Source organism: Vibrio sp. V43_P6S15P86 (assembly GCF_009904725.1).
Lineage (GTDB): Bacteria > Pseudomonadota > Gammaproteobacteria > Enterobacterales > Vibrionaceae > Vibrio > Vibrio diabolicus.
The window spans coordinates 1-6950 of sequence record NZ_WXWT01000133.1 but is presented as its reverse complement, the minus strand read 5'-3'; the positions used below and the strand labels follow the sequence as shown (position 1 = coordinate 6950).

The following is a 6950-nucleotide window of genomic DNA, read 5'->3' as shown; positions in this document are numbered from 1 at the left end:
CTGTAGCCATTGCCAGTGCCAAGGTTGTAGACATGAAGCCCAGCTTTGTTACCTACTTTTTCCAAAGCAGCGACGTGACCATCGGATAAGTCCATCACATGAATGTAGTCACGCACGCCGGTGCCATCTTTCGTTGGGTAGTCGCTACCGAATACAGAGAGGAACTCTCGGCGGCCCACCGCAACTTGAGAAACAAACGGCATTAGGTTATTTGGAATACCTTGAGGATCTTCACCTAACTCACCTGTTGGATGTGAACCTACAGGGTTAAAGTAACGAAGAAGTGTGATGCTCCAATCTGGATTCGCCTTTTGGAAGTCTGTTAAACACTCTTCCACCATTAATTTACTGCGTCCATAAGGGTTAGTTGCGCTAGTAGGAAAGTCTTCTGTGATTGGAACAGATGCAGGATCGCCATAGACAGTTGCTGAGGAGCTAAATACCAACGATTTAACCCCAGCTTCGCGCATAGCATCAACCAATACCAAAGTGCCATTCACATTGTTGTCATAATACTCTAGGGGTTTTGCTACGGACTCACCGACGGCCTTTAAACCTGCAAAATGGATAACCGCTTCGATATCGTGCGATTTTAGAACCTCTACCATTGTCGATTTATCTCTGATATCGGCTTGAATGAAGGTTGGCTTTACGCCACATACCTTTTCTATGCGATCTAAGACCGTAGACTTACTATTGTACAGGTTATCTAGAATCACTGGCGTCATACCAGCTTCGATCATTTGAATACATGTATGGCTACCAATATAGCCCATACCACCCGTAACAAGTACTTTCATTTTATCATTCCTTCTGACGCGAATGGGTTTAGTTTAAAGCTTTGACGTTACGATTTAAACTGTCTCCTGCAATTCGCATCCCATTAATATTGCTTGGCCTTTTCCGGCTTTTTTAGCTTGATACATTGCAGTATCTGCACTTTTTAACACTCGAGTGGCATCTCGCTCATTAACACCGACCAATTTTACGCCGATGCTAACGCCAACCTTGAGCGAGCTACCTTTGTACTCGATTGGTGTGCATACGCTTTCGAGCAGTTGTTCTGCAATTCGGGTGACGACTTTTTGGTTGGCAGGATTAACCAACATGACAAATTCATCACCCGAAAGTCTTGCGATTAAATCACTATGTCGAGTCGCAGATGTTAGACGCTCGGCTACTTTTTTCAGAACTTCATCACCTGCGTCATGGCCATAGGTATCATTAACCTCTTTAAAACCATCGAGATCGAGGTAAAGCACCGCAAATTCGTCACGTAAGTATCCCGACCGTTGTACTAATTCTTCCAACTCTAAATGGAACTTGGAGCGATTCGCTAACCCCGTTAGTGCATCGTGATGAGCTAAGTACTCAAGTCGTTCCATCTCTTTTGCACCAGAAAGATCGGTAAGAACAATGACTAGGTCGTAGAACCCATTGTCTTCACACTTAACGATACGATTAACCCTTGCAAACATCGGCACAAACTGGCCAAGATGGTTCTGTTCAATAACTTCCCCTTGCCATACCCCGTAGTTTTCTATCGATTCAATGATGCTAGGCATCATTTCCTGCAACTTGCGCCACTTAAGTGTTTGGATAAATGACTTCCCAATAAGCTGATCCATCTCTAGTCCAACTAACTTAGTGACTGCAGGGTTAGCCATTGTGATAACACCTCGATGATTAAGAACGATGAGGCCATCTTGGCTGCTCTCAAAAACACGCCCCGCAACACGCTGCCTGCTCATGGCCTCTTCAATTTCGGTGATATCTTGAATCGAAAACAATAAGTGTCCATGTGTGGACAAACGACGACTGGTTAAACTCAACTGCTGTTCGTTGTCTGCATTTTTGAGGTGAATGTCATCGCATTCTAACCCCCTACTTAGGATTTGGCTCAGCTCATTCGGTGTTTTCGTTTTAATTAGATCACGGATATTGGCATGCTCAAGTTCCTCTGACTTTTTTTGAAATATCTGCCGAGTCGCAGTATTACAGTAAATAACACGCCCGAAGTTGTCGGTAATAACTAATGCATGTTGAATAGATTCAATGACTTCTTCTGAAAACGCCCGCTTTTGTTCTAACATTTCTAATGAATGTTGCCGCTGTTTCTCGCGTGTTGTTAACTTGTTCATCATTTGATTGAAGGAATGTGCGAGTTCTCCAATTTCATCCTTGGAGTAATAGCGAACTTGAGTATCCGTATTTTGTCCGTGTGTCACACTCTCTATCGTATGACTCAGTTCTATAACAGGTTTGAGAACAAGCCTATCGATACTTATGTAAAAGATAGTGCCACCAGCGAACAGCAACAGAATAAGTACAGCACCATCTCGAAGTAAAGATTGTTGGGCTTCTATGATTGGACGATGGGAAAGCGTAACCCTCATACTGCCAATGACACGACCATCGTGAATAATTGGCTCTAGAACATAAAGAAATTTGGCTGATAAGGCATAACCTAGCGCGTGTAACTTGCTTCTTTCAGTTTGATTAGGTACGGGAGCTGATACCCCACTTCCTTCAAGAACAACGAAAGGCTGATCATCTTGGTCGTAAAGTTTAACCCGCGTAACATTCGGCTGGTTTAAAAAGTTGATGAGAGTAGTTTGAGCTTTTTGCTTGTTCTTTGTCGTTAGCGCATCTTTAATTGAGAAAGAAACATTGTTAATCAACTTTCTCGTTTGTTCGACCAACTCATGCTTAGACGATTGGTATGCAGTATACGAGGTATAACCTTTTGAGATAACAAAGATAGCCGTTATAAAGACCAAAATTGGCCAAATAAGCTTTGCTCGTAATGACATATGTATTCCTGTCGCAGACAACCACTAAAAATGACAGAAGCGTTGTTATGCAATCTATTACCCATTAAGGGCGACAAGATTAACACGATGCCAATGCAAAATAACCTTAAATTCTCAAAAATTGGATGGAAAAGGAACGAAATACCTTAAAATTCGGATCAACTCAAATAACGGCAACATCTTTATGGACTAAAGTGATCTTTTTCGTCAGCCATCAGATCATAAACCTCGCTTTCATGATAGAAGAATGAAGTGAGTCACTGAACCTAGATGCATTTTCCTGCATCGTGAACCCATTGCTTGTGTAGAAATAAAACGTATGACATTGAATAAGCAGCAACTTACATTGAACTGTGACATGGGTGAGAGCTTTGGCTCTTGGATTATGGGGGCAGACGAAGATGTTATGCCTCATGTTGATATGGCAAACATCGCGTGTGGTTTTCATGCTTCCGATCCTAATGTCATGCATGACACTATCACTCTCGCCAACGACAACGATGTTGATATTGGAGCACACCCGGGCTACGCCGACCTCCAAGGCTTCGGCAGGCGCAGTATAAACATGACGGGTGATGAGATTACTAACATGGTTATATACCAAGTAGGCGCTTTACAGGCACTTTGTCGGGCTCAATACACAGATATCAGCTATATAAAGCCTCATGGCGCGTTGTACAACGACATGATGAAAAGTGATTCGATATTTAGATCAGTCGTAAAGGCGGCAGCTTTGTTCAAAGTGCCGTTAATGATTCTAGCGTCACAGGAAAACGAAAAATACTTAGAAATCGCAGATGATTACGACGTTCCCTTGCTGTTTGAAGCATTTGCAGACCGCTTGTATCAAGATGACGGATTACTTACACCTAGGACACAGCCTGATGCCGTGTTAAAGAATGAGCATGCGATACTTGAGCAAGTCCGTACGTTAGCAGATTCTGGGCGTGTCAAAACCGCTTCTGGCGGCTACATTTTACTGGAAGCCGATACGATTTGTGTTCATGGTGACAATGAAGAGTCGATCGCTCTGATCCAAAAGATCCGTCAAAGCCTATACGCGGGAGGAAATTAATGCATAAAGAGAAATTTAGTATCTCTTTGATCTCTGAGTGCAGTATTTTCATTAAGTTTGACGAGAATATTTCTGAAAATGCGGTCGGAGAACTTGCTCGAAACATCAAAGACACTCTAGCGTCAATCATTATGAACGTAGTCCCATCCTATCAAACCATCCTCATTGATTACTTGCCTTTTCGAATCAATGAAAAAGATTTAGTGCATAAACTGCATCAAATGATCAGTCAGTTTGATACTCAATCGCTCATCCTTGTTCAACCTAACCACATCACTATTCCCGTATACTACTCCGAAGAAACCGCGCTAGATTTGCCCCGCTTTCAAGATCGTGGACTATCATTAGACGCGCTCATTTCTTTACATACTCAGGCCGAGTATGCGGTTTCAGCGATTGGTTTTTCTCCAGGTTTTGCATTCCTCTCCGATGTCGATACTCAATTACATATGCCAAGGTTAGCGACACCAAGAACGCTAGTACCAGCCGGAAGCGTGGGAATCGCAGACTCTAAAACGGCCGTCTATCCATCAGATAGTCCTGGCGGATGGAACATTATCGGTAGAAGCCCGCTTCCCCTTTTCTCTGATACGCCACCTTTTATACCGTTTGAAGTAGGTGACAAGGTCACGTTTAATGCCATTTCCAAACAAAAGTTTATCGAGTTAGGAGGTGTTCTATGAGTTACGCTGGATTGCTGGTGGAAAAGTCAGGGCCACTTTCTTTGATTCAAGACTTTGGTCGTTTTGGCTTAGCGCATATTGGCGTGACTCAAGGTGGCCCCGTAGATGATTACGCCTACAGTTGGGCAAATCATTTACTTGGTAACGTAGTCAATTGTGCTGCGATTGAAATTACTTTGGGTAACGCTTGCTTTGTCGCACTACATAACTGCCATCTTGCAATATGTGGTGGTGATTTGAATGCAAAAGTAGATGGTGAGCCTATCTCAAATTGGTCTGACTTTACATTGAAGAAGGGGCAGAAGCTGCAGTTCGGAGTCGCAAAAAATGGACTTCGATCCTATCTTGCGGTTAAAGGTGGGTTCGATATTGCTCAGCACTTAGGAAGTGCCTCTACAGTCACGAGAGAATCTCTTGGTGGTTATGACTCAAATGGTGGCGCTTTAAAAGCAGGCGATATTCTTCCCTTTTTTCCTCATAACTTACCGAAGCACAAACCAAGGCTGATGACATTTCGCTTTAAGCCAGATTACAACTTACCTATCAAGCTGAGAGTGATTGAAGGCTATCAAAATGAGGACTTTGATGAAGACGCTCGCCAAGCCTTTTATAGCAATGCATTCACCATATCCCCTGATTCAAATCGTATGGGCTACCGTCTTGAGGGAAACAAAATCAAACCGCCCTACGAAGGCGTACTGTCGGAAGGAATTGCGCTAGGATCGATTCAAGTTCCTAACGATGGTAATCCCATTGTGTTGCTCAACGACCATCAAACCATCGGTGGCTATCCTAAGTTTGGCTGTGTAGCACGTATTGACCTGCCAAGGCTGGCACAGGCGAAACCCGGGCAAAAAGTCAATTTTGTGAAAGGAGATAGACAAGGCTTGCAAGAAGTATGGTGCCAATGGGCTCAGTTTTTTGGATATTAATACAACCTCTGAGCCCATACGTAACGGTCATGCAGGCATCCCATAACGCTCTGCTAATGCTTGCGGATAGTCTCGCTCTTGAGTGAGTTTAATTGCGTACTGCTCAATTTCTTGTTCAGACCAATGCACAGCGACAGGATGTTGGGATTCCACGTTTTGGTTAGGTTCGATATCAAACCAGAACTGAAGCATTTTTTGCGCTGCGAGTAGTGTTGATGACGCTTTTACCACTTCTATTCGTGCGTAATGGTTGTCTTCAAAGGTCACATCGGCTGCCCTGAGTACCGGATCCGTTCCAGGAATTTGCTGGGCACCAAACAGGGCTTTTCCCCCTTTGATAGCAGAGTGATAGTCGGGAATGAACTGCGCCATGTGTTTGATAGCATTATTGGTTCGTTCTTCTAAGACTTCTTCTCTCCAGCCGTTACGGATCTTCGAGAGTAAAGGCATAGGCAGTTCAGGTTGAGCAGATGAGTTCGTGCTCTCCACTAAACCATCTTCAAACAGCGTGATTCCTTTTGTCATACCATGAAGTTGAAAGTAACCATCGCCATAAGGCGTCAATTGAGCCATTCCTTTATCGGTTCCACGCGGGCCATGAAAAATAACTTCTGGCCATTGTTGTTGACAGTCTGCCCACCTCGTAACGTAAGCGGCTTTAAACTCCACCAACCTGTCACGCTTGGCACCAACTGTGTTGTCAATTGAGCCTGTTTCAAAGCCACACGCGTTAACCAAGTAGTCACATGTCATAAGATAATCAATGCCATCTCGTTCGTAACCAAGTTGCCAGTGATTACCCATCCAGTCCGCTTGTTTGAGCGTTGCTTGTGTGCATACTGAGGCGTTTGGCAGAGCGTTCAACGTTAAGTTGGCAATTGCGGCAAGGCGAAAAACACTCCAGCCATATTCCTGAACCGCCACAACTGGGTACTTTAGCGCTTCTAGATCAGCATGTTGAGCAAAAGGAATACACCACTCATCAAAGGTTGCAGGGTGACTTGGTTGAGTGCGTTGTGCTAGTGCTTCTAGATCCTCTTTTGAATACAATTTGTAGTACTCACTTGGCTCACCAAGCACTTTATTGCTTTCATTTTGATCAACGAGCTTTTGATAAGCATTTTTCACCACCTCTAGTCGAGGAATCAGTGCGGATGGATCTCCACCATCAGAATAAGGGACTGCAATGATCGTCGGGCGAATATTCAGTGAAAGCGGATATAGGCGAACGGTATCAATGGATTGTGCTAACAAATCTAAACATTGTTGCTCAGAAATCTCTCGATATAAGTTGCCACCTGCATGTAAATGGCAAATGGGCGGACCATTTACCAGTGATACGCCCTTCTCTATTACGGAAACTTTAAAACCCAGCTCCGCAAAATGAATTGCTGCTGTTGTACCTGCGACACCGCCACCAACAACAGCGATGTGCTTATCTTTGTAA

6 protein-coding genes are annotated in these 6950 nt (G+C 43.8%); 3 read left to right on the top strand and 3 right to left on the bottom strand.

Annotation, left to right across the window (positions count from 1 at the left end):
* Positions 1-800: UDP-glucose 4-epimerase GalE (galE, locus tag CAG69_RS05925; RefSeq protein WP_161443155.1), on the bottom strand; the 800-nt coding region annotated here is incomplete at its 3' end.
* A gap of 54 nt (positions 801-854) precedes the next feature.
* Entirely contained in the window at positions 855-2813 is a 1959-nt protein-coding gene (locus tag CAG69_RS05920) for a diguanylate cyclase domain-containing protein (RefSeq protein WP_161443154.1), read from the bottom strand.
* 319 nt (positions 2814-3132) lie between these two features.
* Here CAG69_RS05920 and CAG69_RS05915 point away from each other — a divergent pair, with 319 nt between their 5' ends.
* From CAG69_RS05915 to CAG69_RS05905, 3 genes are read left to right on the top strand one after another with little or no spacing between them, the layout of a single operon-like run.
* Positions 3133-3888 carry a 5-oxoprolinase subunit PxpA gene (locus tag CAG69_RS05915; protein WP_104973678.1) on the top strand — a complete coding sequence of 252 codons (756 nt, stop codon included), beginning with the start codon at positions 3133-3135 and terminating at the stop codon, positions 3886-3888.
* Complete coding sequence (locus CAG69_RS05910) at positions 3888-4571, top strand: 5-oxoprolinase subunit B family protein (RefSeq protein ID WP_161443152.1); 684 nt, start codon at positions 3888-3890, stop codon at positions 4569-4571. The genes CAG69_RS05915 and CAG69_RS05910 overlap by 1 nt, the downstream gene beginning before the upstream one ends.
* The gene (locus CAG69_RS05905; protein ID WP_046876110.1) at positions 4568-5503 is read left to right on the top strand and encodes a biotin-dependent carboxyltransferase family protein; all 936 of its coding nucleotides are present in this window, start codon (positions 4568-4570) and stop codon (positions 5501-5503) included. The genes CAG69_RS05910 and CAG69_RS05905 overlap by 4 nt, the downstream gene beginning before the upstream one ends.
* A gap of 27 nt (positions 5504-5530) precedes the next feature.
* Here the strand turns inward: CAG69_RS05905 and CAG69_RS05900 are convergent.
* Positions 5531-6950: FAD-dependent oxidoreductase (locus CAG69_RS05900; RefSeq protein ID WP_161443150.1), on the bottom strand; the 1420-nt coding region annotated here is incomplete at its 5' end.

Bases quoted from the DNA above. Each gene is read 5' to 3' on its own strand.
- CAG69_RS05915 (WP_104973678.1), top strand. From the start codon at position 3,133: ATGACATTGAATAAGCAGCAACTTACATTGAACTGTGACATGGGTGAG.
- CAG69_RS05920 (WP_161443154.1), bottom strand. From the start codon at position 2,813: ATGTCATTACGAGCAAAGCTTATTTGGCCAATTTTGGTCTTTATAACG.
- CAG69_RS05910 (WP_161443152.1), top strand. From the start codon at position 3,888: ATGCATAAAGAGAAATTTAGTATCTCTTTGATCTCTGAGTGCAGTATT.
- CAG69_RS05905 (WP_046876110.1), top strand. From the start codon at position 4,568: ATGAGTTACGCTGGATTGCTGGTGGAAAAGTCAGGGCCACTTTCTTTG.